This window comes from Brevundimonas fluminis (genome assembly GCF_003934285.1).
GTDB lineage: Bacteria > Pseudomonadota > Alphaproteobacteria > Caulobacterales > Caulobacteraceae > Brevundimonas > Brevundimonas fluminis.
Genome location: NZ_RQWJ01000003.1, coordinates 317,462 through 341,803, shown reverse-complemented (window position 1 = coordinate 341,803; position 24,342 = coordinate 317,462). Strand labels below are relative to the sequence as shown.

31 protein-coding genes are annotated in these 24,342 nt (G+C 71.6%); 7 read left to right on the top strand and 24 right to left on the bottom strand.

The window, feature by feature from the left end:
- Positions 1-5: 5 nt before the first annotated feature.
- Both EFJ44_RS06610 and EFJ44_RS06605 read right to left on the bottom strand, forming a co-directional pair.
- Complete coding sequence (locus EFJ44_RS06610) at positions 6-353, bottom strand: DUF6481 family protein (RefSeq protein ID WP_125256407.1); 348 nt, start codon at positions 351-353, stop codon at positions 6-8.
- Positions 354-473: 120 nt separating this feature from the next.
- Positions 474-656, bottom strand: coding sequence for a hypothetical protein (locus EFJ44_RS06605; RefSeq protein ID WP_125256406.1), 183 nt, complete (start codon positions 654-656; stop codon positions 474-476).
- A 450-nt stretch (positions 657-1,106) separates the two neighbouring features.
- On the opposite strand from EFJ44_RS06605, the gene EFJ44_RS06600 reads away from it, so the two are divergent.
- Positions 1,107-2,216: a cell wall hydrolase gene (locus EFJ44_RS06600; RefSeq protein WP_241209701.1), complete on the top strand. Its 1,110-nt coding sequence runs from the start codon at positions 1,107-1,109 to the stop codon at positions 2,214-2,216.
- On the opposite strand, the gene EFJ44_RS06595 is transcribed toward EFJ44_RS06600, so the two are convergent.
- The 7 genes from EFJ44_RS06595 to EFJ44_RS06570 form a co-directional block, all read right to left on the bottom strand.
- Complete coding sequence (locus EFJ44_RS06595; RefSeq protein ID WP_125256405.1) at positions 2,217-2,447, bottom strand: hypothetical protein; 231 nt, start codon at positions 2,445-2,447, stop codon at positions 2,217-2,219. It abuts the gene before it with no gap.
- A gap of 2 nt (positions 2,448-2,449) precedes the next feature.
- Positions 2,450-2,626 carry a hypothetical protein gene (locus EFJ44_RS13805; RefSeq protein ID WP_164511874.1) on the bottom strand — a complete coding sequence of 59 codons (177 nt, stop codon included), beginning with the start codon at positions 2,624-2,626 and terminating at the stop codon, positions 2,450-2,452.
- 53 nt (positions 2,627-2,679) lie between these two features.
- The gene (nadC, locus tag EFJ44_RS06590) at positions 2,680-3,555 is read right to left on the bottom strand and encodes a carboxylating nicotinate-nucleotide diphosphorylase (RefSeq protein ID WP_125256404.1); all 876 of its coding nucleotides are present in this window, start codon (positions 3,553-3,555) and stop codon (positions 2,680-2,682) included.
- Positions 3,552-5,066 (bottom strand): L-aspartate oxidase, encoded by a 1,515-nt coding sequence (locus EFJ44_RS06585; protein WP_125256403.1) that lies wholly within the window; start codon positions 5,064-5,066, stop codon positions 3,552-3,554. Before EFJ44_RS06585 ends, nadC begins: the two co-directional genes overlap by 4 nt.
- Positions 5,063-5,902: a metalloprotease gene (locus EFJ44_RS06580; protein WP_125256402.1), complete on the bottom strand. Its 840-nt coding sequence runs from the start codon at positions 5,900-5,902 to the stop codon at positions 5,063-5,065. Before EFJ44_RS06580 ends, EFJ44_RS06585 begins: the two co-directional genes overlap by 4 nt.
- A gap of 109 nt (positions 5,903-6,011) precedes the next feature.
- Positions 6,012-7,091: a quinolinate synthase NadA gene (nadA, locus tag EFJ44_RS06575; RefSeq protein ID WP_164511873.1), complete on the bottom strand. Its 1,080-nt coding sequence runs from the start codon at positions 7,089-7,091 to the stop codon at positions 6,012-6,014.
- A 139-nt stretch (positions 7,092-7,230) separates the two neighbouring features.
- Complete coding sequence (locus EFJ44_RS06570) at positions 7,231-7,866, bottom strand: DUF2799 domain-containing protein (RefSeq protein WP_164511872.1); 636 nt, start codon at positions 7,864-7,866, stop codon at positions 7,231-7,233.
- Positions 7,867-7,960: 94 nt separating this feature from the next.
- On the opposite strand from EFJ44_RS06570, the gene EFJ44_RS06565 reads away from it, so the two are divergent.
- The 4 genes from EFJ44_RS06565 (at position 7,961) to rpoH (ending at position 11,041) form a co-directional block, all read left to right on the top strand.
- On the top strand, positions 7,961-8,968 hold the full coding sequence (locus tag EFJ44_RS06565) for an RluA family pseudouridine synthase (RefSeq protein WP_420897382.1): 1,008 nt from the start codon (positions 7,961-7,963) through the stop codon (positions 8,966-8,968).
- 107 nt (positions 8,969-9,075) lie between these two features.
- Complete coding sequence (locus EFJ44_RS06560) at positions 9,076-9,663, top strand: hypothetical protein (protein ID WP_125256398.1); 588 nt, start codon at positions 9,076-9,078, stop codon at positions 9,661-9,663.
- Positions 9,664-9,675: 12 nt separating this feature from the next.
- Positions 9,676-9,954, top strand: a complete 279-nt coding sequence (locus EFJ44_RS06555) for a GNAT family N-acetyltransferase (protein WP_125256397.1) — start codon at positions 9,676-9,678, stop codon at positions 9,952-9,954.
- 202 nt (positions 9,955-10,156) lie between these two features.
- On the top strand, positions 10,157-11,041 hold the full coding sequence (rpoH, locus tag EFJ44_RS06550) for an RNA polymerase sigma factor RpoH (protein ID WP_125256396.1): 885 nt from the start codon (positions 10,157-10,159) through the stop codon (positions 11,039-11,041).
- A gap of 17 nt (positions 11,042-11,058) precedes the next feature.
- On the opposite strand, the gene EFJ44_RS06545 is transcribed toward rpoH, so the two are convergent.
- The 8 genes from EFJ44_RS06545 to EFJ44_RS06510 all read right to left on the bottom strand — a co-directional run bounded on the left by EFJ44_RS06545 (position 11,059) and on the right by EFJ44_RS06510 (position 20,835).
- Entirely contained in the window at positions 11,059-11,871 is an 813-nt protein-coding gene (locus EFJ44_RS06545; protein ID WP_125256395.1) for a response regulator, read from the bottom strand.
- An 80-nt stretch (positions 11,872-11,951) separates the two neighbouring features.
- On the bottom strand, positions 11,952-13,247 hold the full coding sequence (locus tag EFJ44_RS06540) for an adenylosuccinate synthase (protein WP_125256394.1): 1,296 nt from the start codon (positions 13,245-13,247) through the stop codon (positions 11,952-11,954).
- 70 nt (positions 13,248-13,317) lie between these two features.
- On the bottom strand, positions 13,318-14,469 hold the full coding sequence (locus tag EFJ44_RS06535; protein WP_125256393.1) for a phosphoserine transaminase: 1,152 nt from the start codon (positions 14,467-14,469) through the stop codon (positions 13,318-13,320).
- A 7-nt stretch (positions 14,470-14,476) separates the two neighbouring features.
- Positions 14,477-15,373 (bottom strand): DnaJ C-terminal domain-containing protein, encoded by an 897-nt coding sequence (locus EFJ44_RS06530; protein WP_125256392.1) that lies wholly within the window; start codon positions 15,371-15,373, stop codon positions 14,477-14,479.
- Between the two features lie 51 nt (positions 15,374-15,424).
- Positions 15,425-19,090, bottom strand: a complete 3,666-nt coding sequence (locus EFJ44_RS06525) for a baseplate multidomain protein megatron (protein WP_125256391.1) — start codon at positions 19,088-19,090, stop codon at positions 15,425-15,427.
- Entirely contained in the window at positions 19,091-19,516 is a 426-nt protein-coding gene (locus EFJ44_RS06520; RefSeq protein WP_241209700.1) for an NlpC/P60 family protein, read from the bottom strand. It lies immediately after the preceding gene.
- A gap of 86 nt (positions 19,517-19,602) precedes the next feature.
- Entirely contained in the window at positions 19,603-20,235 is a 633-nt protein-coding gene (locus tag EFJ44_RS06515) for a baseplate hub domain-containing protein (protein WP_125256390.1), read from the bottom strand.
- A 3-nt stretch (positions 20,236-20,238) separates the two neighbouring features.
- On the bottom strand, positions 20,239-20,835 hold the full coding sequence (locus EFJ44_RS06510) for a DUF2460 domain-containing protein (protein ID WP_125256389.1): 597 nt from the start codon (positions 20,833-20,835) through the stop codon (positions 20,239-20,241).
- A 122-nt stretch (positions 20,836-20,957) separates the two neighbouring features.
- Here EFJ44_RS06510 and EFJ44_RS06505 point away from each other — a divergent pair, with 122 nt between their 5' ends.
- The gene (locus EFJ44_RS06505) at positions 20,958-21,446 is read left to right on the top strand and encodes a DUF805 domain-containing protein (RefSeq protein ID WP_125256388.1); all 489 of its coding nucleotides are present in this window, start codon (positions 20,958-20,960) and stop codon (positions 21,444-21,446) included.
- 8 nt (positions 21,447-21,454) lie between these two features.
- On the opposite strand, the gene EFJ44_RS06500 is transcribed toward EFJ44_RS06505, so the two are convergent.
- From EFJ44_RS06500 to EFJ44_RS06490, 3 genes are read right to left on the bottom strand one after another with little or no spacing between them, the layout of a single operon-like run.
- Complete coding sequence (locus tag EFJ44_RS06500) at positions 21,455-21,958, bottom strand: phage tail tape measure protein (RefSeq protein ID WP_125256387.1); 504 nt, start codon at positions 21,956-21,958, stop codon at positions 21,455-21,457.
- The gene (locus tag EFJ44_RS06495) at positions 21,955-22,131 is read right to left on the bottom strand and encodes a phage tail assembly chaperone (protein WP_241209699.1); all 177 of its coding nucleotides are present in this window, start codon (positions 22,129-22,131) and stop codon (positions 21,955-21,957) included. Before EFJ44_RS06495 ends, EFJ44_RS06500 begins: the two co-directional genes overlap by 4 nt.
- A complete protein-coding gene (locus EFJ44_RS06490; protein WP_125256386.1) occupies positions 22,128-22,415 on the bottom strand; it encodes a GTA-gp10 family protein in 288 nt (95 codons plus the stop codon). The genes EFJ44_RS06495 and EFJ44_RS06490 overlap by 4 nt, the downstream gene beginning before the upstream one ends.
- Here EFJ44_RS06490 and EFJ44_RS06485 point away from each other — a divergent pair.
- Complete coding sequence (locus EFJ44_RS06485) at positions 22,414-22,893, top strand: DUF805 domain-containing protein (protein WP_125256385.1); 480 nt, start codon at positions 22,414-22,416, stop codon at positions 22,891-22,893. The two genes, EFJ44_RS06490 and EFJ44_RS06485, sit on opposite strands and share 2 nt — an antisense overlap.
- On the opposite strand, the gene EFJ44_RS06480 is transcribed toward EFJ44_RS06485, so the two are convergent.
- The 4 genes from EFJ44_RS06480 to EFJ44_RS06465 are packed head-to-tail and all read right to left on the bottom strand — an operon-like array spanning position 22,890 to position 24,266.
- Entirely contained in the window at positions 22,890-23,300 is a 411-nt protein-coding gene (locus tag EFJ44_RS06480; protein ID WP_125256384.1) for a phage major tail protein, TP901-1 family, read from the bottom strand. The genes EFJ44_RS06485 and EFJ44_RS06480 overlap by 4 nt on opposite strands.
- Positions 23,300-23,704 (bottom strand): DUF3168 domain-containing protein, encoded by a 405-nt coding sequence (locus EFJ44_RS06475; protein WP_125256383.1) that lies wholly within the window; start codon positions 23,702-23,704, stop codon positions 23,300-23,302. The genes EFJ44_RS06480 and EFJ44_RS06475 overlap by 1 nt, the downstream gene beginning before the upstream one ends.
- The gene (locus EFJ44_RS06470) at positions 23,701-24,003 is read right to left on the bottom strand and encodes a phage head completion protein (protein ID WP_241209698.1); all 303 of its coding nucleotides are present in this window, start codon (positions 24,001-24,003) and stop codon (positions 23,701-23,703) included. Before EFJ44_RS06470 ends, EFJ44_RS06475 begins: the two co-directional genes overlap by 4 nt.
- Entirely contained in the window at positions 24,000-24,266 is a 267-nt protein-coding gene (locus tag EFJ44_RS06465) for a head-tail connector protein (RefSeq protein ID WP_125256382.1), read from the bottom strand. The genes EFJ44_RS06470 and EFJ44_RS06465 overlap by 4 nt, the downstream gene beginning before the upstream one ends.
- Between the last annotated feature and the right edge of the window lie 76 nt (positions 24,267-24,342).

Sequence of the window (24,342 nt, the reverse complement as noted above, 5' to 3'; positions counted from 1 at the left end):
TCCGCTCAGCGCTTCATCTTCTTTTCGGCGCGGCGCTGGCGCTGTTCGGCCTTGATGGCGGCCTTGCGTTCGCGGCGCTCGTTGCGGCGAGCCTCTTCCTGGGCCTCCACCGACATGACCTTGGCCGCCTCGGCGGCGGCCTTCTGCGCCTCCTTCTGGCGCTGGGCCTCGGCCTTTTCGGCGGCGCGCTGCAGACGCAGGGCCTCGCGCTCGGCCTCGCGCCGCTTCTGCAGCGCCTGGGGATCTTCGGCCTGGACCGTCGGCTTGGGCTTGAAGCGGGCCAGCATGGCCTTCTTGGCCTCGGCCTGGGCGGTCAGTCGGTCGGCGAAGCCGGTTTGCTTGAGGTCTCTCATTCCATCCAGTCGGGTCGGGGGCGTCACGGGCGGCCGAACGGCCTCGCCCGGCAGGGCGGCTAAAGAACTCGGGCGCGGAAATCAAGGCGCGGGGCCATTTCAGACCCCGCGCCCCGAAGATCAGTCGTCCTTCGCGGCCTGTCCGACCGCGGTGCCGGCCGCGCCGCCGACGGCCGCGCCGACGGGACCGGCGACCACGGCGCCGGCGACGGCGCCGGTCGCGGCGCGCTGTTCGATGGTCTGGCCGCAAGCCGCCAGCCCCGTGGCGGCGATCATGACGGTGAGGGCGAGGGCGGTGCGCATGGGGAGTCTCCTGAACGTGTGGACGCCGGCAAAACGCCCGTCAGGCTGAGCCGTTCCGGTCCGTCATGCCTCGTCGGGGAGTCTTCGGCATAAGGAACGATCCACAGGTTGCGTGCATCCGGAGACCTTGGACAGGTTCATCCGCCCGCCGACTTGAATGCAAAAGAGGTGTATTGATAAGCAGATCAGTGGCTGTACTGATCAGTATATCAGTCATGTCATTTCAGATGATCCGGATACGGGGCTACGAAGACACAGGAACGGTGGCGATTTTGTCGCGGCTTGCGAATCAACCACATTGACGCCACATTCCGACGTATAAGGCGCGTCCTCCGGATCGTCGGTCGTTCGCCGAACGCCGGAAGCTGCGGGCCCGCTGTGGAGACCACGGTCGGGCCTGAAGACTGCTTAGGGGGCGGCATTGCGCCCTGCGGATCAGGCGTTGAGTGCGTGTCGATTTCCCGTGAGCCGAAGCCGGCGTCGGAGCTGTCCGGTCGCCTGAAGCTGAAGCCCGCCGCCGTCGCGGCCGTCTTCGGGGCGGTCGTCGGCGCGACGGTGGGCGTCGCCTACCTCGGCGGCGCGATGGCCAAGGCCACAACCGTCCGCATGCAGGCGCTGAAGCTGGACGCGGTCGCCGCGGCCGGGTTCACCGACGAGGCCATGGCAGCCGCCGCCGGGGGGCTGGACGCCAGCGCCCTGGCCATCGCCCAGCGCCACGACCCCTACACCGTCGCCGGCTCGACGCGTCGAGACCGTCAGGCGGAACTGATCGCCGCCCGCCTGGACGCCCTGCCCCGCGCCGGCTCCGCCCTGCGCCGGCCGGAACTGGGCGGCCTGCACCCCGCCGCCTCGCCCTTCCGCCTGGCCAACGCCCTGGACGCCAGCCGCGACCTCGAGTGCCTGACCCAGGCCGTGTATTACGAAGCCCGCGGGGAGGGCCGCGACGGCCAGCGCGCGGTGGCCCAGGTGGTCCTGAACCGCGCCCGCCACGCCGCCTTTCCCAAGACGATCTGCGGGGTGGTCTTCCAGGGCGCCGGGCGCCGGACCGGCTGCCAGTTCAGCTTCACCTGCGACGGCTCGATGCGCGGCCGCGTTGATCGCGGCGCCTGGAACCGCGCCCGCTCGGTGGCGACGGAGGCCCTTTCGGGCCGCGTCTATGCCCCGGTCGGCACCGCCACCCATTTCCACACCACCGCCGTCTCGCCCGGCTGGCGCGGCTCGCTGGTGCGCGTCGGTCAGGTCGGCGACCACGTCTTCTATCGCTTCGGCGGCGGGCGCGGCGCGCCGCGCACCTTCGCCTATGAACCGCGCCCGTCGACGCAGATCCAGGACGAGCCGCGCCTGATCCAGGCGGGCATCGATCCGATCACGCCGATCCGCGAGGCCGGCGGCATCGCCTATGACGCCCTGGTCCAGCGAGACGGAACGGCGCGGGACGAGGCGACGACGTCGGCTCCGGCGGCCCAGCCGGCCACAAAGGCGCCGCCCCATGCTCCGGTCGCGACGCCGGCGACCCCACCGGCCACCACGGCCTCGGCTCCCGCCTCGACCGAGGCCTGATCAGGCGTCGCGGTTTCCCTTCGACGACCGGAAGTCGTCGTCGTGCGAATGCTTGAGATCGCGCTCGCCGCCGCCGCCTGAGACCTTGCTGTTGCGCGGATTGGTCGGCCCGTCGCCGCGCGGGTCCTCGAATTCCGGAGGATCCCGGTCGGCGTTCTGGTGGCTGGAGCCCGGCCCGCCCCAGCGCTTCTCGTCGACGGGCTCGGGCGTGTGCTGATTGTTGTCGCCCATGATCAGCGATCCTGCGTCTTGTGCTGCGGCGTCAGGTTCTGCTTGGCGTTTCCGAAGCGACCCTGCTGATCCAGATTGACGTCGGCGTCGCCGGGCTGGCCTGACTGGGAGCCCGTCGCGACGTCGCGACGGTCGCGGGCGCCGCGCTGGTCCTCGGGGATGGGGGGCGTCTTGCTCATGGCGGTCTCCTTCCGTGCAGAAAGGTAACCGCTACCGGCCCGTGCCGTTCCCCTCAGGCCACGTCCAGTCCGACGTCCAGCGACGGCGCGGAATGCGTCAGCGCGCCCACGGAAATCACGTCCACGCCGGTCTCGGCGATGGAGCGCACGGTGTCCAGGGTCACGCCGCCCGACGCCTCCAGCGTCACCCGGCCATCGGTCAGGGCCACCGCCTCCCGCAGCTCGGGAAGGCTGAAGTTGTCGAGCATGATGACGTCCGGGCCGGCCCGGCCGGATTGAACGCCGGGCTGAACCAGTTCCAGAAGCGGCCCGAGCTGATCCAGCCGGTCGATCTCGACCTCGATCTTCGTCAGATGTCCCGCGTGGGCTCGGGCCCGGCGCAGCGCCTCGGCCGCGTCGCCGCCGCACAGGGCGACGTGGTTGTCCTTGATCAGGATGGCGTCGTCCAGGCCGAACCGGTGATTCAGCCCGCCGCCCAGCGCCACCGCCCGCTTCTCCAGCGCGCGCAGGCCCGGGGTCGTCTTGCGCGTGTCGGCGATCCGGGCCCTCGTGCCGGCGACGGCGTCGACGTAGGCCCGCGTCAGGGTGGCGATGCCGCACAGGCGTCCCGTCAGGTTGAGGGCGGTCCGCTCTGCGGCCAGAAGCGAGCGGGCGTTCCCGTCGACCCGGACCAGCGCCGCTCCGGCGTCGAAGGCGTCGCCGTCCCGAACCGGCTCGTCGACCCTCGCGTCCGGATCCAGCGCCCGGACGGCCAGGCGCGCCGCGGCCAGCCCGGCGGCGACGCCGGCCTTGCGGGCCACGAAGGTCGCCGACAGGCGCGCGTCGGCGGGCACGCAGGCCTGAGCCGTCAGATCGCCCGCCCGGCCCAGGTCTTCGGTCAGGGCCAGCCGGACCACGGCCTCAAGGGCGTCGTCGTGAAATCCGCTCATGCCGCCGCCTTGTTCCGTTCGTCCGCGCGTCCCGACACGCGCGTGTGTGCGGCGCGTGCCGCCGGGCTGGAGAAGTCCGTGCGGAAATGGGCGCCGCGGCTCTCCCGCCGCGCGAGGGCCGCCTCGATCATCAGCCGGGCCGCGACCAGCGGCAGGGCCGCGCCCTCGCCCGCCTCCAGTCGCCCGATCTCCGCGAGGGCGCGCTCCAGCCCCGCGCCGTCGCGCACCACGCCCATGTCGCGGCTCATCAGCTGCCTCAGCCGTGCGAGCGCCTCCGCGCCCAGCTCCGGCGGGAGGTCCGGAACCGGGGCGGTCGGGACCGGACCGGCGGCCTCGGCCGCCGCCGCGCGCCCCGTCCGGCGGCCGAAGGCCGCGGCCTCCAGAAGGCTGTTCGAGGCCAGACGATTGGCGCCGTGGACGCCCGTCGCGGCGCACTCGCCGACGGCGAACAGCCCCGGGACCGTGGTTCGCCCGTCCGCGCCGGCCGCCACGCCGCCCATGTGATAGTGTGCGGCAGGCGCCACCGGGATCGGCGCCTCGCGCGGGTCGAGTCCCGCCGCGATGCAGGAGGCGAAGACGGCGGGAAAGGCTTCGGGGAAGCGGGCTCCCACGGCCGTCCGTGCATCGAGGAAGGCGCCGCGCCCTTCGCGGTGGGCCAGATGCACGGCCCGCGCGACGACGTCCCTCGCTTGCAGGTCGGCGTCGGCCGCGGCGCCCAGCAGCGGCCTTCCATGCCCGTCGACCAGACGCGCGCCCTCGCCCCGCAGCGCCTCGGTCGCCAGCGGCATGGGATCGAGGCCGACGTCGATCGCGGTCGGATGAAACTGCACGAACTCGGGATCCAGAACGTCCGCCCCGGCCAGCCACGCGGCGGCCAGACCCTCGCCGCGCAGCGCCGTCGGCGTCGTCGTCTCGGCGAACAGCCCGCCGATCCCGCCTGTGGCCAGAACCACGGCGGTCGCCGTCACCAGGACCGGTCCGTCCGGACGGGCGACGACCGCGCCGCAGACGCGGCCCGCCCCGTCCCGGGCCAGGGCCAGCAGGCGCGCGTCCTCGCGGAGGGTCAGATGCGGAGAGGCCCGGGCGGCCGTCACGAGGGCGGACAGCACCGCCCGCCCCGCCCCGTCGCCCCCGACGCGGGCGACTCTGGCGCGCGAGTGCGCCGCCTCGCGGCTGACGGCATAGGCGCCGTCGGCGTCGCGGTCGAACGGCGCGCCCAGCGAGGACAACCAGTCGACCGTGGCCGGACCATCGGCGGTCAGAGTCTCCGCCCTCTGCGCGTCCACCAGCCCCGCGCCGGCCGCCACCGTGTCCGCGGCGTGCAACGCCGGCGCGTCTCCCGGGGCCACGGCCGCCGCCACGCCGCCCTGTGCCCAAGCTGAGGCCGAAGCCCGCAGAAGAGGCTCCGGCGAGATCACCAGAGTCGGGCGCGGCGCGGCCGCCAGCGCGGCCGACAGGCCCGCCAGGCCGCCGCCGACGATCAGCGGCCCGTCGTGAACCACGCGTCTCACTGAACCACGCCGAGGGCGCGGCCGGCCTGCCCCATCCCGCCGATCAGCCCGGCGTCGCCCATGGGAAGAATGGCGCCCACCGCCACGGCGGCGCAGGCGGCGGCCACGGCGAGGAACAGCAGGGCGCTCATCCCCGCTTCGCCCCAGGTCAGGGGCCTCCCGTACGGCCGCCACTTGCCGCGCCGCAGATGGCCGATCAGGGCGATGCCCAGGAACGCGGCGAACAGGAAGCTGCCGTTGGTCAAGCCCCACCAGACGACCGCCGCGCCGGTGGCCAGCAGCGCCGCCCACTCCAGCGTGGGATGGATGCGCGCCAGAACCGGCCCCAGCGCCTTGGACCCGTCGAGCGGGGGCGCCGGCGCCAGGTTGATCAGGTTGATCATGGCGATGGCGAAAACCCCGTCCAGCCACGCCGCCTGCCCCGTGATCTGCCACAGGCCGAAGAAGGGCGCCGCCGCCAGCAGGCCGAACGCCGGTCCCGCCAGTGAGACCAGCACGCCGTCCCACTCGCTCTTCGGATTGCGCTGCGCCTTCGCCAGCCCGCCGAGGAAGGGGATGATGTAGATCTTCGCCGGTCCCATGCCGAGCCGGTTCATCGCCAGCACGTGGCCATACTCGTGAACCAGCAGGCCGAAGATCAGGGCGACCACGATCACCCAGCTGCCCGTCAGCCACCAGATCAGCCCGCCCAGCAGGAGGGTGGAGAGCAGGGCCCACGGCAGGCTCTGGCCCTTGTCAGCTTCGGGCTGCCGCCCCGCGGACGTCGCCGCTTGCGGCACGGGGCCGGCGTCCGGTTTGGGATCCCATGGCCCGGGGCGGCGAGGTGCGTCGGTCATCGCCGAGACTTGGACTTCCGGTCCTGCAACAGCAAGGCCAGGACGGCGAGAAGCCGCAGACTGCGCGGTTCCGGCGCGACGATGGCGCGGACGGGCGGGACGTAGTGCATCAGATCAGCTCCACCGCCACGTGATGCCGCGCCTTGACCATGTCGTATCGGGCCGGAACCGCCGGCGGCGGCAGGTCGACCATGCGCTGCACCGCCAGACGTGCCCGGTCGGCCACGTCCTCGGCGACCGTGACCTCGAACTGCATGTGCAACAGCGCGTCCCGGATGTTCTCCAGGGTGATCCGCTTCATGTGGGGACACAGGTTGCAGGGGCCGATGAACTGCGTCCCCGGTGCTTCGGCGGCGATGTTCGACGCCATGGAGCATTCGGTGATCAGCACAACCTGCCTCGGTTTCCGGGTCGTGACGTAGTCCGCCATGGCGCCCGTCGAACCCGCGAAATCGGCGGCGGCCAGGATCTCCTCCGGGCACTCCGGGTGAGCCAGTATGTCGGCTTCCGGCCAGGCCTCGCGCATGTCGGCGACGTCCTGCGCCGTGAAGCGCTCGTGCACCTCGCAGCGGCCCTTCCAGGCGATGATGCCGACGGTCGTCTGCGCCGCGACGTTGCGGGCCAGGAATTCGTCGGGGATCAGGATGACCTTGTCGACGCCCCATTCCTTCGCCGCCCATTCGACCACCTGGACGGCGTTCGCGGAGGTGCAGCAGATGTCGGTCTCGGCCTTCACGTCGGCCGACGTGTTCACATAGGTGACGACCGGCAGGCCCGGATGCCTCTGCCTTATCAGCCGCACGTCCGCGCCGGTGATCGAGGCCGCCAGACTGCATCCCGCCCGCAGGTCCGGGATCAGCACCGTCTTCTCCGGCGACAGGATCTTCGACGTCTCGGCCATGAAGTGGACGCCGGCCTGGACGAGGACCTTCGCCTTCGACTTCGCCGCCTCCTTCGCCAGACCCAGGCTGTCGCCGACATGGTCGCCGACGCCGTGAAAGACGTCGGGCGTCATGTAGTTGTGGGCCAGGATCACGGCGTCGCGCTCGCGCTTGAGCCGGTTGATCTCGGCGATCAGCTCGGCCTTGGCCGGCCACTCCAGCGGCGTGACGTGGTCCTTGACCTTGTCCCAGACGCCGGCGGTCTCCCGGGCCGTCTCCGCCGAAACTCCGAATGCGCCGTCCGCCATCTCATCACCCCTTCTGCTCGCGTTGAGCATATCTGAGGGCCGAAGAACGGCGGTTCCGCCCCGCGGCCGGCCGCCGACTTATGCTCACTTTCAGCATAAGCGCGTGCAATCTAGGCTCCTCGCAGCGAAATGCAAGCCGTCAGAAGCTGTAGAGGGAGCCCATCCGCCAGCGGACGTCCTGCAGTTCGCGCTCGGCCCATCGCAGATCGTCCTGCGCGCGCCGCCATTCCGACAGCGTGCCCTCGCGTTCGTCGCGCAACTCGTCGATGCGGTCGCAGGCCCTCTGGCGCTCCGCTTCGGGCAGGTTCTCGTCACGGCACTCGCGCCGCTTGGCCGCGATCTTGTCGTCCAGCTCTTCTGCGCGGGAAGCGTACGACGACACGCGCGACGCCGCGTCGGACACGGCGCGCTCCGCCGTGCCCAGCATCTGACCGTCTCGATACGCGGACAGGAACGGCCCCTCGACGGAGGCCGGACAGACGCCCTCGTAGGTCGAGCCGTTGCGCCCGACATGAAAGCCGTTCGCGGGAATGCAGTAGCTGCGCAATCCCTCTTCGCGAGCGGCGAAATAGACCGCCTCGTCCGGCACGACGCCCACCTTGGCGCAGGCCTCGGCATGCGATTGCAGCCGGCCCGGGCCGTGGCCGGCGCGGCCGTCGGCGAGGCCGACCTCGCCCCAGGCCCCGGCCAGACACTGGTCCTCGCTCATGGTCGCGCAACTGCCGAGCGACAGCGCCAGCGCGGCTCCCCCCAAGGCGATCATGAAAGTCCGCATCGTCCCCTCCCCCGAGTGGTCACGCGCACTATGCCGCGAAGCTGCGCGACGGCCAAGTTTGCGCGGTCCGTGCGGCCGCATGCTATGCGGGGGCGTGAACGACGACGACTTTCAGGACGACGGGACCGGCGACGCGGGTGAGGTGCTGGAGGTCAGCCTGCACGGCGACGAAGGCCGACTGGACCGTGCCCTGGCGATCGCCCTGCCGCAGTTGTCCCGCGCCCGCATCCAGGCCCTGATCGCCGCGGGCGCGGTGAGCCGTGAGGGCGCGCGCCTGTCGGACGGCGCGTCGAGGGCGCAGGCCGGCCTTCACCGCCTCGTCCTGCCCCGGCCGGTCGCCGCCACGCCCCGGCCCGAGGCCATCCCCCTGACCGTCCTGTTCGAGGACGCCGACCTGATCGTCGTCGACAAGCCGGCCGGCATGGCCGCCCATCCGGCGCCGGGCAGCTGGACCGGCACCCTCGTCAACGCCCTTCTGCATCGCTGCGGCGCTTCCCTGTCCGGCATCGGCGGGGTCGCCCGGCCCGGCATAGTTCATCGGCTCGACAAGGACACGTCCGGCGTCATGGTCGCGGCCAAGTCCGACCGCGCCCACGCCGGCCTCTCCGCCCTGTTCGCCGCCCACGACATCGAGCGCAGCTACGTGGCCCTGACCCGCGGCGCGCCCGAGCCGGCCAAGGGCCGCATCCAGACCTTGATCGGCCGCGCCTCGTCCGACCGCAAGAAGATGGCGGTGCTGCGCTCGGGGGGGCGCGAGGCGATCACGGAGTACGCGGTCCAGCAGACCTTCGGCGCGCCGAGGAAGCCGGGCGCGGCGCCCATGGCCGCCCGCGTTCTGTGCACCCTGCACACCGGTCGGACCCACCAGATCCGGGTGCATCTCGCCTCGAAGGGCGCGCCGATCCTCGGCGATCCCACCTACGGCTCGGGCAGCCCCGCCGCCCCCGTCCGCGAGGCCGTCGCCGCAGCCGGCCTGTCGCGCCAGGCTCTCCACGCTGCGGTCCTCGGCTTCGTCCACCCGGTCACCGGCGAACCCCTGCGCTTCGAGACGTCGCCGCCGGCCGACATGGCCGCCCTCGAACGGCTGCTTTCCGAACTGTGAGGGCGACGATCCTCACTCTGGTCCTCCTGTTGGCCGGATGCGACGTCGCATCGGACGCGGACGCCTGGCGTCGTCCGGCCTCAGCGACCCCGGACGCGTCGGGACTCGTGTCCCTTCCGTGCGACGCGTCGACGCCGCTGGAGCCGACACGGCCCCGATACTGCCGGGACGACCGCCACTGGGTCACGCCGCAGGCCCGGGCGGCTTTGATCGACGCGGCCGACGCCGTGCGGTCGGCCTATCCCGGCGAGGTCCTGCGCTTCATGGACGCGTCCGGCCCCGACGGGGTGAAACCCTTTCCGCCGCATCTCAGCCACGGCGACGGTCGCCAGATCGACCTCGGCCTCTACTACACCGACGTTCAGGGCCGCCCGCTGCGGGCCTTTCCGGCCTATGAGCGACACGGCGGATACTGGCCTGCCGAACCGCCACGTCCCGGCGAGATCGTCGCCTGTCCCCAAGGACGGGTCGGGCGCGCGGAGAAGCCGGACCCTCCCCCGGATCGCCCCTGGCGCCTCGACGAAGCGAGAACCCGGACCTTTCTCCAGGCGTTGATCGCAGATCCGCGCGTGCGTCGCGTCCTGATCGAGCCTCATCTCGAGCGACGTCTCGGGCTCTGGGGACACCCCAAGCTCCGGTTCGCCGGATGTCAGGCCGCACGGCACGACGACCACATCCACGTGGACTTTCACTGAAGGAGCGCCGGAATGACCGAACTGACCTTCGACCTCCCCGGGTCTCGCTACGTCTTGCCCCTCGAAGGCGGCGAGGAGGGGCAGGTCGACGTCCGCCTGTCCGAGGGCATTCTGACGATCCGTCGCGTCTTCGTGCCGCCGTCGCACGAGGGAAAGGGCATCGCGGCCGAGATGATGAAGGCTGTCGCCCATGACGCGCGGGACAAGGGCTACAGGATCGTCCCCGTCTGCTCGTACGCGGACGTCTGGTTCCGCCGGAACCGCGACCAGCAGGACCTTCTCGCGAACTGAGTGGGTCTTGATTTAGGACGCACTATCCGCTACACGGACGATCACAGTGGCGTCCGGGCCACGGTCGCGCTTGAGTGCGACGACGCGCCTCTTTCGCGGACCGAAACCCGGACCCATCTCATTCGCTGAGGGGTGAGGCGCCGGCGCGCATGGTGCGGCCGGAACCGAAGGACCCGCTCGATCGGTCGGAGGGACCACACACATGGCCAACGCCACGCTCGCGGTGATGTCGCCTGAACAGGGGCTGTCGCGCTATCTCACGGAAATCCGCAAGTTTCCGATGCTCACCAAGGACGAGGAGTTCATGCTCGCCAAGCGGTGGAGCGAACACCAGGATCCTGAGGCTGCGCATCGCCTCGTCACCTCGCACCTGCGCCTGGTGGCCAAGATCGCCATGGGTTATCGCGGCTACGGCCTGCCGATCGGCGAAGTGATCTCAGAGGGCAACGTCGGCCTGATGCAGGCCGTCAAGAAATTCGACCCGGACAAGGGCTTCCGCCTGGCCACCTACGCCATGTGGTGGATCCGCGCCTCGATCCAGGAGTACATCCTGCGCAGCTGGTCGCTGGTGAAGATGGGGACCACCGCGGCGCAGAAGAAGCTGTTCTTCAACCTGCGGAAGGCCAAGAGCCAGATCTCCGCCTTCGAGGAAGGCGACCTGCACCCCGAACACCTGTCGGCGATCGCCACAAAGCTGGGCGTGACGGAACAGGAGGTCACCGACATGAATCGCCGCCTCGGCGGCGACGCCTCGCTGAACGCGCCCCTTCGCGCCGACGGCGAAAGCGAATGGCAGGACTGGCTGGCCGACGACACGGCCGTCTCCCAGGAGACCCAGCTGGCGGAGGATGAGGAGAAGTCGATCCGCATGAGCCTGCTGCAGGAGGCCATGGAGGAGCTGACGGACCGCGAGAAGCACATCCTGACCGAGCGCCGCCTCAAGGACGATCCGGTCACGCTGGAAGAACTCGCCGGCCAGTACGGCGTCAGCCGCGAACGCGTCCGGCAGATCGAGGTCCGCGCCTTCGAAAAGCTGCAGAAGGCCATGCGCGCCGCCGCCGAGGAGCGGAACCTGGTCGACGCCTGACCGCCCGGGTCAGGCGCTCAGCCCGCCTTCCTCAGCGGCGCCCCCGCCGCCTGATGCATGGCCAGCAGGCCGCCGATCGGCGCCGACAGCGTCGCCTTGCTCGGCGGTCCGCCCGCCAGCGTGACCTCCAGCGCGCCCACGGCGACCACCAGCCGGCTGTCCGCCGCCTTTATGCCGATGGCCTTGAGCTGGACGGCCTGTTCCTTGACCGCGCGCGCCGCCTGGGCCGGATCGGCGTCGAACTGGTCCAGCGCCGCCGCGAGGATGCGCATGGCCTGATCCTTCGCCTCCGCCAGCGCCATGGCCGCGTCGCTCGGCTTGTCCGACTTGCGCTTGGAAGGTCCGGAGTATTCGCCCGAGTTGAATCGGCGCCGGTCGGGGCCGACGTACATCACCCCTTCGACCCAGTTCCGCGGCTTCAGGGCCACGTTCTCGACCCGCTTGGTCAGATCGGCGCTTGTGAAGGGCTTGCGCAGGAACTCGTGCACCCCGGCGTCGCGCGCGCCCTTGATCGAGCTGGCCGTGGCTTCCGCCGTGACCATGATGATCGGCGCCCGGCGGCAGACGAGATCCGACCGTCGCAGGGCCCGGGCGAACGCCTCCCCGTCAAGATCCTGGCCGGTGGACTCGGTGAAGATCAAACCAGGGTCCAGCCGCGCCGCCGCCTTCAGGGCCGCATGCTGGTCCGCCTCGACCATGATCTCGCGCGTTCCCAGCCCTTTCATGATGTCGGTGATCAGGCGCGCGGCGTGGGCGTTCGGATCGACGATCAGCACCCGCCGCACGACGGGCTCCAGCCGGGTCAGCAGGCGACGGTCGACGGCGAACACATGGGGCTCCACGGCACGTTGAACCGGCCACGCTTAGCCGGTCGTCCGTTAAAGCCCGTTGAACGCTGCGCTTTCGAGACTCAACCCTGGAAGGGATCCCGCATCAGGATCGTGTCGTCCCGCTCCGGACTGGTCGACAGCAGGGCGACAGGGGCGCCGATCAGCTCCTCGATGCGCCGCACGTATTTGATGGCGTTGGCGTTGATGTCCTTGAAGCTGCGCACCCCCGCCGTGCTCTCGCTCCAGCCCGCCAGCTCCTCGAACACCGGCTCGGCCGCGCCCTGCGCCTTCAGGCTTGAGGGCAGATGATCCAGCACCTCGCCGTCCACTCGATAGCCGACGCAGATCTTCAGGGTCTCCAGCCCGTCCAGCACGTCCAGCTTCGTCAGCGCGATCCCGTCGATCCCGTTGATCGCCACCGACTGCCGCACCAGCACCGCATCGAACCAGCCGCAGCGCCGCGCCCGTCCCGTGTTGACCCCCACCTCGCGCCCCACGGTCGCCAGATGCTCGCCGACCGCGTCGTTCAGCTCGCAGGCGAACGGTCCTTCGCCCACGCGCGTCGTGTAGGCCTTCACGATCCCCAGCACATAGCCGACGCCCTTGGGTCCGATGCCCGAGCCCGCCGCCGCCTGTCCGGCGACCGTGTTCGAGCTGGTGACGTAGGGATAGGTGCCGTGGTCGACGTCCAGAAAGGCCCCTTGGGCGCCCTCGAACAGCACTCGCTTGCCCGCCTTCTGCGCCTGGTCCAGCACCCGCCACGCCGGCTTCACGAACGGCAGAACCTTGGGCGCGATCTCCAGCAGCTGCGCCAGCAGCGCCTCCGGATCGATCGGCTCCAGCCCCAGCCCCGCCCGCAGCGGATCGTGGTGCGACCTCAGACGGTCGATCTTGACCCTCAGGTCGTCCGCGTCGGCCAGGTCACAGACCCGGATCGCGCGCCGCCCCACCTTGTCCTCATAGGCCGGCCCGATGCCCCGCCCCGTCGTCCCGATCTTCGCGCCCGGCGCCTTCGCCGCCGCCTCGCGCGCGACGTCCAGCGCTGGATGGATGGGCAGGATCAAACAGGCGTTGTCGGCGATCGTCAGCACCTCCGGCGTGATCGCCACGCCCTGCGCCGTGATCTTCTCGATCTCCCCGACCAGATGCCAGGGGTCGACCACCACGCCGTTGCCGATGATCGACGGCTTGCCCTGCACCACGCCGCTGGGCAGCAGCGCCAGCTTGTAGACCTTGCCGTCGACGACCAGCGTGTGGCCCGCATTGTGCCCGCCCTGGAACCGCACGACCACATCGGCGCGGTTCGACAGCCAGTCGACGATCTTGCCCTTGCCCTCGTCGCCCCACTGGGCGCCGACCACCGCGACGTTCGCCAAGGATCACTCTCCGCTGCTTGCGGGCGGAGGCTATAGCCCCGGAATCGTCGGATGTCGTCCGTGCGGCGGATTATTCCGCCAGCGCCTCCGCGAACGCCCAGTCAAGCCACGGGCCCAGCGCCCCCACGTCGGCCGCCTCGACGGTGCAGCCGCACCAGACGCGCAAGCCCGGCGGCGCGTTTCGGTGGCCCTCGACGTCGAAGGCCGCGCCCTCGGCTTCCAGCAAGGCCTTCATCCTCAGGACCAGCGCCCGTTGCGCCGCCTCGTCCCGGGCCGCCACGCGCGGATCGACGATCTTGAGGCAGACGCTGGTCGTCGACCGTTCTTCCGGCAGTTCGGCCAGCCAATCGATCCAGCCCGTCCGCTCCACCCACGCCGCCAGCGCCGCGAAGTTCGCCTCCGTGCGCCGGATCAGTTCCGGCAGACCGCCGGCCGAAAGTCCCCAATCCACCGCGTCGACCCAGTCCTCCAGCGTCCAGACGCTGAAGGTGTTGATCATCGACCCGGATGCCAGCGACCTGTCGAACCCCTTGCCGTCGCGCAGCCGCAGGACTTTCGGCACCGGCCGCTCGGGCACATGGGCATCCAGGCGCGCGACCGCCCGCGGTCCCAGCGCCGTCACGCCCAGCCCCGCCTCGCCGCCCAGCGCCTTCTGGAAACTGAAGGTCACCACGTCCAGCCGGTCCCACGGCAAGGGCATGGCGAACGCGGCCGACGTCGCGTCGCAGATCACCAGTCCTTCACGGTCCGCGGCGATCCAATCCGCGCCCGGCGCCCTGACCCCGCTGGTCGTGCCGTTCCAGGGAAACACCACGTCGGCCTTCGGATCGACCTTCGTCACGTCCGGGAAACGTCCCCACGGAGCCGTCAGGATCTCGGGCGCCAGCTTCAGGGCGTCGCGCACGTCCGTCGCCCACACCTGGCCGAAGTTCTCGAACGCCAGCACTTGCACCGGGCGCGGCCCCAGCAGGTTCCACATCGCCTGTTCGACTGCGCCGGTGTCGGAGCCGGGCGCATAGACGAGCGCCCAGTCGTCCGGGACCTGCAGCAGTTCGCGCGTCAGCGTCAGCCCATGGGCGAACCGCGCGACGACCTCCGGCGCGCGGATGCCGCGCCCCAACAGCTCGGTGGAGATCCCCTCGCGCGACCACCCCGGCCGCTTGGCCGTCGGTCCCGACGAGAACCAGGGTCGCGCCGGCTTGAGGTTGGGCTTGCCCGTCATCCCCGCCTCAGTCGCGGAAGGGCTTGATCGGCCCCTCGTCCCGCGCCGCCTCGGCCAGCCTCTTCAAGCGCTCGTCCCCCTCCGGCAGCACGATCATCAGCTTCGCCAGCAGATCGCCCCGCTTGCCGTTCTGGAACGCTCCCCGTCCTTTCAGGCGGAGAATCTTGCCCGAACTGGACCCTGCCGGAACGGTCATCATGACCGTCCCCTCGGGCGTGCGCACCGGCGCCTTGCCGCCCAGCACCGCGTCGTAAAGCGCCACCGGCTGGTCCATCGTCAGGTCTGCGCCGTCGCGCGTGAACACAGGATGCTTTGCGATCCGCAATTCAATCAGGGCGTCGCCGGCGGGCCCGCCGCGACCGGGCGCGCCCTGCCCCTTCAGCCGTATCACCTGGCCGTCGCCCGCCCCCTTGGGAATGGCCACGTCGAGCATGCGCCCGTCGGAGAACTGGATGCGCCGCGTGGCCCCCGAAATGGAGTCCTCCAGACTGATCTCCAGCGTCGCCCGCACGTCCTGGCCCTTCGAGGCGAAGCCGCGTCCGCCTCCGGCGCGCGCGCCGCCCCCGAACATGCCGCCGAAGATCTCCTCAAGGTCGACGTCCTCGAAGGCGCCGCGTCCCCCGCCGCCCTGGCCGAACGGACTGCCGCCCGGCCTTCCGGAGAAGCCGCGGAACTGCTCGCGCCCGTCCGCGTCGATCTCGCCCCGGTCGAACTTCGCCTTCTTCTCCGCGTCGCCCAGGATGTCGAAGGCGGCCGTCACGCGCTTGAACCGCTCCTCGGCCGCCTTGTCGCCGGGGTTGGAATCCGGATGCAGCTGCTTGGCCAGCTTGCGATAGGCGGACTTGATCTCCGCCGCGCTCGCGCCGCGCGCCACGCCCAGCTCCTTGTAGGGATCACCCGCCACGTCGGCCGTCGCTCCGTCTGCTTCGACCGTCAGTTAGGACAGGAACGCGCCTCATGCGAGGGGGATCGTCGCCTCCTGTCCCCAACCCCAGCGCTCGCCCCACTGCGAGACCGCCGCGTGGCTCTCTCCAAGCCCCCCAGGAAACAGGACTCCCAGCGCGGCGCCGGTCGTCACAAGTTCCGGGGCCTCCACCTCGGCCTTGCCGACTTCGGTCTCCCCGTCCAGCCATCGCACCCGGAACCGCATCGGATCCGCGCCCGCCTCGGGGCCTTCCCAGCGGTCCCCGTCCAGCCGAGACCTCGCGATCCAGCTCAACCGCCGCCCGCCGTCGGACGTCTCCTCGGCCGCAAGATGCGCCGGCGCCCACGGCCGCGCGTGCACGCCCCTCACAGTCGCGAAGACCTCGGCCGCCAAGGGGCCGCCCGGAGGCGCTCCCGCCGGCGCCGCGCGCCAGATTCGCTCGAGGCCCGTCTCGCCCGCCGACAGCTGGACGCGGTTCAGGCCTTCCAGCGACACCACAAGGGCGCCCGCCGGGACCGCCGCCGCGTGCGTCCCCTGCTGCCCGCGCAACAGACCGGTCAAGCGCCACTCATCCGCGCCCAACGGTTCGGCTGACCGGAACTGCACGACCTCCCACCCCTCGGCGCCCATCACGGCCAGAGCATTGGCTCCGCCCAACACCGCCGCCTCCGGGCGCGAACTGGGCGCCCGACCCTCGAGCCGCACCGCCATCTCCGCCGCCCGCATCCAGCGATGCCGGACGCCCGGTCCCAACGGCGTCTTCAGCACGCCCACGGTCGCCGGCCGGTTCACCTCGCCGCGCGGCGTCAGCGTGTCCGTCGACTCACCGACCCAGACCGCCTGCGGTCGCCACGGCTCGCCCGCCACGGCGACGAGCGGCCGCGCGTCGTCCTCGGCATTCGCCAGCGGCGGCAGGTCCAGGACCGCCAGGAACGGGGCCCCGAACGGGTCCGCCGGCTCCTCTCCGGCCGGATCGCCCGCCGCGCCCGCGACCGGCGCTCCCGGCGCCCGCGTCAGGATCGCGCGCGGCGCCTCGTCCCGCACGATCCGGTCGACGCGCCAGACTCCCGCGAAACCCTCGACCGTCGCCACGTCGCCCGGCTCCAGCCTCAGGACCTCCAGCGGACCCGGCGCCAGCGTCAGCCTCTCGCCGTCGTGATCGCCCGCCAGTCGCCTCCGCGCGGCGCCTTCCGCCGTAACGGCCGGACAGACCACCGCCAGGTCCAGCGCCGCCTCCATGCCGTCGCCTTCGCCCCGCACGGCGATGGAGCCCGTTCGGTAATCCGCGTCGCCGTCCACGAACCGCGCCCGCACCGTCGCCGGCGGGGCCTCCAGCCGGCGGTCCCGCCTCACCGCGGGCTTGCCGGCCTCCAGTGCCAGCGCCGCACGCGGCAAGTGCAGATCAGTCGGACCCGGCGCGATCAGCCTCACGCCCGCGCCCCGCTCCACGATCGTCAACCCCAGCGCCTCGCACAACGGGACCAAGGCCTCGCGCGCCGCCGTCGGACCTTCCAGGACGATGCCGTCCACCCGAACGGGGCTGGCGTCGACCGGGGCCGCTTCCGCCGCATAGCCCGCGCGCTCCAGCACAGCCTCGGCCAGCGCGGTCCCCTCGCCGTGCAGCCGACCGTTCAGCCAGTGCCCCGTCGCCCAAGCCCCGGCGTCGGTCCACAGATCAGAGCGCGCCGGAAACGCGGGCCACGGTCGCGCGTCCCAGCACCAGGCGTCGGCCGCCTCCAGCATCCGACCGCCATAGACGCTCGAGACCGGATTGTTCGCCTCCGCGCGATACCAGCGCAGCACCGCCTCCAGCGCCCGCCTCTGGACCCGGTCGTCCCGTGATCCCGTCGAGAACGGCGGGAGGTCGCCTTCGTCGCTCTTCGAATCCTGAAACAGGTTCGGCGCGTTCGCCCCGCGATCCACCGCCGCGCAGCCGAACTCCGTCAGCCGGATCGGCTTCATCCCCGGAACCCAGGCCGTCGGCGTGGCGGACCTCACCCCTCCCGGGCGGTCGTGATGCGCATGGCTCCACCACCCCGCCAGATCCTTCGCCCGGAACGCCCAGTCCTCGTCGTGCGCCGCGTCCAGGATCGGCGTGCGCACCTGCCCCGCCCGGTCTTCCGGCGACGCGTAGAACCAGTCGAAGTTCTCCCCGCCCGCGACCTGCGCCGCCAGATAGGCCGGATCGGCCGGCCCGGCGAACGCGCCGGCGTCCAGCCCACCCGCTCCCGCACGCCAGTCTCCCAGCGGCGGGTAGAAGTCGATGCCGACGTGATCGATGTTTCCATCGGCCCACAGCGGGTCGAGATGGAAGATCACGTCTTCGCCATCGTGACGTCCGAACCACTCGGTCCAGTCCGCGGCATAGGACAGCTTCACCTGCGGCCCCGCGATCGCCCTGCATTCCGCCGCCAGACCGCGCAGCTGCTCCACCGCCGGAAACTCGCCCGCCGCGTCTCGCGTCCACGTCAGACCGCGCATCTCCGAGGCGATCAGCAGGCCGTCCGCCCCCGTTTCCGCCGCCAGCGCCGCATAGTGCAGCGCCATCCGACGCAGGCCCTGGCCGTCCGCCGTGCCGAAACAGGCCGCCACGTCGCCCGCCGCCTCGGCCCCGTTTCTTCCCGCCACCCGTCCGCGCCAGGGATATCCGGGACAGTCCATGAAGACGAACGGGTACAGCGTCACCTCCAGCCCACGCCCCTTCAGCTCCGCCACCGCCTGCCGCACGCTGACGTCCGAGGGCGTGCCGCCATAGGCCGGCGCGCCCTCGATGGCCGAAATCAGATGCGCTTCGGCCCGCCCGAGCCCCGCGACCGACCAGCCCATCGGCTCCGTCGGCTTGTCCCGCCGCTCGACGCCCGGCTTCACCGTGAACTCATGCGCCGCCGTCGACGACCCGAACCACCCGACCACCAGGCTGACCCGCTTCAGGTTCGGCGCCTGCGCCTGCAGCTGGTCCAGGCCGACGACGAGCCCCGGCCGCCCGTCACCCGAATGCACGTTCTCCGCCGCCGTGCGCGTCAGTCCGTCTCGCCTTACGACGGCGTCCGTCGCCAGCACGAACTCGCCCGCCCCGGGGATCAGGCACACGCCCTCCAGCAGATCCTCCAGCGCCGGCTCGGCGACGCGCGGCCGCCGGAACACCTCGAAGCCCAGCTGCGGCGCCCGGTTTCCGTATGGCCCCAGAGCCAGATCCTCGAACACCGCATAGGCGACGCCGCGATACGCCGGAGCCTCCCCCTCCACCGCCTCGATCAGCGGATCGGGCGACTGGTCCTCGCCGCCCCGATGCACCCGCATCGTCACGCCCGTCAGGTCCATCGCCCTTCCGTCGGCCCAGACCCGCCCGATCCCGCCGATCTCGCCCTCGCAGATCGCAACCGCGAAGCTCAGCGAATAGGCGCTCGTCTCCGTCCGCGGCCCGCCCTTGCCCGCGCTCTGGGCGCGGCGATCCTCGAGGAACCGCGCCGCCCAGATCACCTGCCCCGTCACCCGCGCGCGCCCGGCGACCCAGGCCATCGGCGCGCCCTCCGCCGTGCCCTGCACCTTCAAGGTCTCGATCCGCGGCCCGCGCCTGGCCGGCGCCAGCGAAGAGATCAGCCGGGCGTCCAGCACCCCGCCCAGCGCCCGCCCGACCGCCGCCCCCAACGGCCCTGCGACGCCCGCGCCGACGGCGCCCAGAACCGTTCCGGCCATCTATGCCTCCACTGCCTCGGGCCAGCGGAAAACGGCCACCAGCCGCTCTTCCCAGAACCGTCCCATCCAGCTTTCCACCACCGCGCGGCCCCAGTAGGCGTGGATCATCTTGCGCGTCGGCCCGACGACGCTCAGCACGCCGCAGTGCTTCGCCGGCGCGCCCCGGCCCATGCGGAACAGCAGCACGTCTCCGACCCGCGCCTGCGCCGGATGGACCTCGACCAGCCACGCCCGCGCCGCCTCCAGCAGCGTCTCCGCCCCGCCGACCTCCGCCCAGTCGGGCGAATAGGCCGGCACGACCGCCGGCTCCGGCCCGATCACCTTGCGCCAGATCCCCCGCACCAGCCCCAGGCAGTCAGCCCCCACGCCCTTGACGCTCGCCTGATGCCGGTACGGCGTCCCGATCCAGGCCCGCGCCTCACGCACCGCAGCCTCTCCCTCCCTCTCCGAGGGAGGGTGGTCGCGCAGCGACCGGGTGGGAGGGACGCGGCGAGCCGCGCTCGATCCCGCCTTCACCTCTTCCCCCCGTCATGCCGCCCGCCCTCGACCGGCGCCGCGGCGATGAAGTCGTCGCCCGGCACATGTGGAAAGCCGCGGAAATTCGCTCCGTTGCCGAACGCGTCAACGCACGTCCGCCACCGCTTGTCGCAGCTCATGCCCGGAAAGGCCTCGCTTGCCACCCCGCACCGCGCGTCACGGAACCTCGCGTCGCACGCCCGCCCATAGGTCCGCCCCACGGCCCGATCCAGCTTCGCCGCCGGCCCGTCCAGCTCCGCCGTGAAGGCCCCGTCGACGAGCGTCAGTCGCGCCATCGACCCGGCCCACAACGGAACTCTCAGTTCCGGCTCGGACCAGTCCACGCGCCACAGTTCGACGGAAGCCTGATCGAACGTGCCCGGATCGAAACCCTCCCCCGCGGCGCCCTCGGCCGTCGCCGTGCCCGCGGCGCCTCCGGTCTCCGCCTCGCCGGCCCCGACGCCCCAGCCCTCGCTCGGAGAACAGGCGACCCCGTCCACCGTCAGCGGCCGATCATGATCCGTGAACCCCAGCCGCCCGCCGTCCGCCCGCGTCACGATCCAGGCATGGCACAGCCTCGCCGCCCCGCTCTCGATGCGGGCGGCCAGATCTTCAGGAACGTCGCGCATGACCTAGATCCGGATTTCCACCAGCGGCACGGCCGCCATCCGCCCGGCGTCGAAACTTTCCAGCGTCACGTCGATCCGGTCCGCGTCGAACCGCACCGGCACGTCGAAAAGAAAGCCCGCCGTCACCGCCGCGCCCTCGCCCGGCGCCGTCTCCAGCGTGACCATCCCGTTCGTCGTGTCGACCTCGGCCTCCACGACGAAGCCGTCCACGGCCACGACCACCGACCCGGCCACCGGCTTGCGGATCACACGCCCCCGCTTGGTCAGCTGGAACGCCGACGTCTCCCCGTCGCCCGTTCCGATCGCTTGGTCCGTCGCCGCCGGTTCGCCGCCCGGCGCGCACGACCGGAAGTCCATGAAGTCCCGGAACCGAAACCCGTGCAGCCGTCCCGCCCGCGCCTCGAAGAAGGCGACGAGCTCGGCCATGTCGGCCAGCGACCTCAGGTTGGCCCCGATCAGCCAGCGCCTGCGCCCCTCGGCCCACGGCGTGGATCGCCGCTCGAAGCCCGACGCCAAGGCGACCACCTCCGTCCGCCGCTCCACGCCCCCGGTGGACCCGAAGGCCAGGCGCGCCGGCAGGCTCACCTCATGGAAACTCATCCCCATCTCCCGGCGTCGAATGGTCGTCCCCACGCGCGTGGGGACCTGTCTCTTCTTTCACTTGTCCGGCGAACGACGGTCGGCCATGCTCCCCGCGGTCTCGGGATTTCAGGGAGGGCCTCATGACCGTCGAACCCGGCTCCAGCCACATCCAGGCTTTCGATCTTCAGAGGCTGATGCTCTCGTTCGAGGGGCGGACGCGCCGTTCGCACTTCTGGATCGGCTGGCTGATCCTGCTCGGCGCGGGCGTCGTCGCCGGATGGATCCCCATCATCGGCTTCCTGATCTCGATCGCCCTGATCTGGCCGAACCTGGCCATCACGGCCAAGCGGCTGCACGACATGGGTCACACCGCGTGGCTGATGGTCATCCCGTGGGTCGTGAACATCGTCGGCGGGGTCTTCATCTTCATGTCGGTCGGCGTGACCGCCATCTTCAACGCCTCGGCGCTGGAGAACGAGGACCCGGCCGCCATTCTGGCCTTGCTCGGGCCGATGGTCGGTGGCCTCGGCCTCCTGGCGCTGATCAACCTCGGCTTCCTGCTGTGGATCGGCCTGACCGACTCCCAGGCCGGATCGAACCGCTTCGGTCCGAACCCCAAGGGGCTCTGACCCGGCGGTCAGAGCCTGCGGGCTCCCAGCGCCACCGCGCGCGCCAGCGCCTGCGCCACCTGCGCCTCGCTCCGCAACAGGGTCTCTGCGCCGCCCTGCACCGTGACGTTCACCGTCACCGGCGCAGCGGCGGCCGGTCCGATCTCTCCGCCCGTCGACGGACGGAACACTTCCGGCCCACGTTCTCCGACCAGATAGGCGCCGCCCGCGCTCACCGGTCCGCCGTCGGCCCGCGAGCCCCGGAACAGCCCGCCGACGGCCTGCGTGATCGCCTGCCCGAGCCCCGCGCCCGCTGCCGCATTGACCGCGCCCAGCACGGCGCGCGCCAGCTCCTGCAGGGTGATCTCCCCGTCCGCCGCCGCCCGCGCCAGCGACCCCGCCAGCCGCTCGCCCGCGCGCCCGAACGCCGCCTCGATCGCCCCCGCCGTCCGCTCCGCCGGCTCCCGCAAGGCCTCCAGCGCGGCCTGAGCCTCCGCCGTCCGGCGCGGAATGTCTCCGAACGCGTCCGTCATCTGTTCACCTCGTCCGGCCACCGCGCCATCAGCGCCTCCAGCCCGTCGCGACCCAGCGTCGGCGCCCCGGCCCGCTCCGTCAGCATCCGCCACTCCTTCAGCGACAACCGCCAGAACGCGTCCGGCGGCACCCCCAGCGCCATCGCCGTCCGCAGCATTGCGGCCCAGCTCACGCGCTCGCCGCGAATGCCGCCGCCACGGCTTGCGCCGCCTCCACCGGCGTCACCGCCGCCCGATCCAGCTCGCTCGCGAACGCCGCCTCGCCCCCGCCCCGCAACAGCGCCGCCAGCACCGCCGCCAGATCCCGCGCCGACAGGCTGCGCATCCGCTCGGCCAGGGCGCCCGGCCCCTCCAGACCCAGCGCCCCCTCGATCTCCGCCAACGCCCCCAGCGTCAGACACAGCCTCCGATCGGCCCCGGCCAGCTTCACCGTGGCCTCGCCCCGTGCCCTGTTCATGGCCTCTGCTCCCTTGAAACTTGCCGGTCGCTCGCCTGCTGATATCCTCGGCGGCATGGGAACACGGCCCGATTTCCTGAACCCCAACGGCCGTAGCGGTCGGGTCTGGTTTTTCGTCGCGGCCTCGGGCCTCGCCGTGTTCGAGCGTGCAGAACGGCTGACCGAAGCGTCGGCGTTGAAGCAAGGCTTCGGCATCGCCGGCGCCGTCTACAGCCTCTGGTTCCTCTTCACGGCGCTTCCGCGTCGGGCTCACGACGTCGGTCACACGGCGATCGCCTTCTGGCTCCTTTATCTGGTGCTCGGTCTGCCGTTCCTGCTGATCTATTTTCTGTCCGGGAGCGGTGCCGTTCCGGTCTGGATGACTGGGGCTCTCACCTGGGGTCTCATCTTCGTCCTGCTGCTGATCTGGCCCGGCAAGCCCGACGAAAATCAGTGGGGCCCCGCTCGCGGCAAGGAGCCGTCGCCCCAGCCCGCCTAGACCGCCCCGAACGTCACTTCCCCCGCGCTCGCCAGGCTCAGCGCGAAGCTCGCCTCCCCCTCGTGCTCGCCGGCGTATTCCAGCGCGGCGACCAGGAACGACCCCTCCAGCACGCCGAAGTCCGGCACGATCAGACGCCAGGTCTCCGCCGCCTGCGAGAAGAAGGCCTCGCGGATCAGGGCGTCCGAGGCCGCGTCGCGGAACACGCCGGTCCCGCTGACCGCCGCCGACTTCACCCCCGCGCCGGCCAGCAGCTCGCGCCATCGCCCGGCCGAGTCCGCGTCGGTGGCGTCCACCGTCCGCGCGTTCAGCGCGATCGTCCGCGCCCTCAGCCCGGCCACGGTCGTGAACCCGCCCGCCCCGTCCGAAATCTTCAGCAGCATGTCCTTGCCGGCTTGCGCGGCCATCAGTCCGTCTCCTCCGTCACCGCCCTCAGCCGCATCACCGCATATCGGCGCGCGCCGTCGGGGCTCGAAAACACTTCCGAGAAGGTCACCCGGGCGCTCACCGTCCGCACCCCGTCGGCCTCCAGCGCCGCGTCGTTCAGACACGCCCGCACCGCCGCCAGGATCGCCCGCGCCTCCTCGGCTCCGCGGAAGCCGCTGACCGCCGTCAGGGTCAGCGACTGCTCGACCCCGCAGCCGTCGGCCCCCACCGGCCGGCTCTCGCCACGCCCGATCCGGACGTGGGGCAGCGCGGCGCCGACCGGCGCTTCGTCCCACACCCGACCGGCGAGCAGCGCATCCACGCCCGCATCAGACTTCAGCCGCGCGATCACCGCCCTGGTCAGGCCCGTCTCGTGAGCGCTCATCGGCGACGCTCCAGACTCAGCTTCGCCCAGCCCGGCCGTTCGGCCTCAACCTCCACGAAGACGATCGTCCAGTCCGCCCCGCCGAAGCGCAGCACCCGCCCCGGCCTCAGCCGCGGATCGACCCGCGTCTCCGCCGTCGTCGTCTCGACCGAAGCGGCGCGCCCCGCCTCCGTCCGCTCCCGCCGCCTGCGCGCGCCCAGCTTCAGCCACGCATGCCCCAACGGTTCATAGCTGACGGCCATCCCGCCATACGGCGTCTCGGCCTCTTCTGCCTCGAACAGTCCGGCCAGCGCCCTCACAGCCGCACCACGCGATAGGGCGCGATCCACGCCTCGACCGGGGCGACCGGCATCTCCCTCTCGCCCCGCTCATAGGCCCGCAGCGCCAGCATCAGCACCGCCAGCCGCAGCGGCGCAGGTGAGGTGGAGGTCAGGCTCAACCCCACCTCCCCTTCCACCCGCGCCCGCGCGGCGTCGACCAGGGTCTGGATCAGCCCATCCTCCGCCTCATGCTCGACGCGCAGGAACGTCTTCGCCTCGTTGAGGCTCACCGGTGCGGTCATCTGGACACCTCGATTGTCTGGAAAACGAGGCGGTAGGCGTCAGGGGCAGTCGGTAGGGCGCCCCTGCCGCCCGCCG